Source organism: Cognatundibacterium luofuense (genome assembly GCF_018139685.1).
In the GTDB taxonomy this organism is placed as follows: domain Bacteria; phylum Pseudomonadota; class Gammaproteobacteria; order Burkholderiales; family Burkholderiaceae_D; genus Undibacterium; species Undibacterium luofuense.
In genome coordinates this window covers 1-283 of the sequence record NZ_JAGSPN010000645.1, presented here as the reverse complement: position 1 = coordinate 283, position 283 = coordinate 1, and the positions used below count along the sequence as shown (strand labels likewise).

Sequence of the window (283 nt, the reverse complement as noted above, 5' to 3'; positions counted from 1 at the left end):
GATGGTTCCATGAGATTCACAACTACATGGACCTGGGAATCAGTTTGGCAGTTGAAATCGAAGAAGTTCTCTTCCAGGGCAAGTCTGATTATCAAGACATCCAGGTATTCCGAAGCAAGAAATTCGGCAACATGTTGGTGTTAGATGGCCTCATCCAGTGCACCGAGTGGGACGAATTTGCCTATCAAGAGATGATTGCTAATCTCCCTCTTTACAGCCACCCTAACCCAAAAAAGGTCCTTGTTATCGGTGGTGGTGATGGTGGAGTCCTCCGTGAAGGGGC

At 47.7% G+C, this 283-nt stretch carries 1 protein-coding gene; it reads left to right on the top strand.

Annotated elements, in window-relative coordinates:
- Positions 1 to 26 precede the first annotated feature (26 nt).
- A partial coding sequence (locus KDM89_RS22020; protein WP_463322650.1) for a spermine/spermidine synthase domain-containing protein occupies positions 27 to 283 on the top strand: 257 nt, incomplete at its 3' end.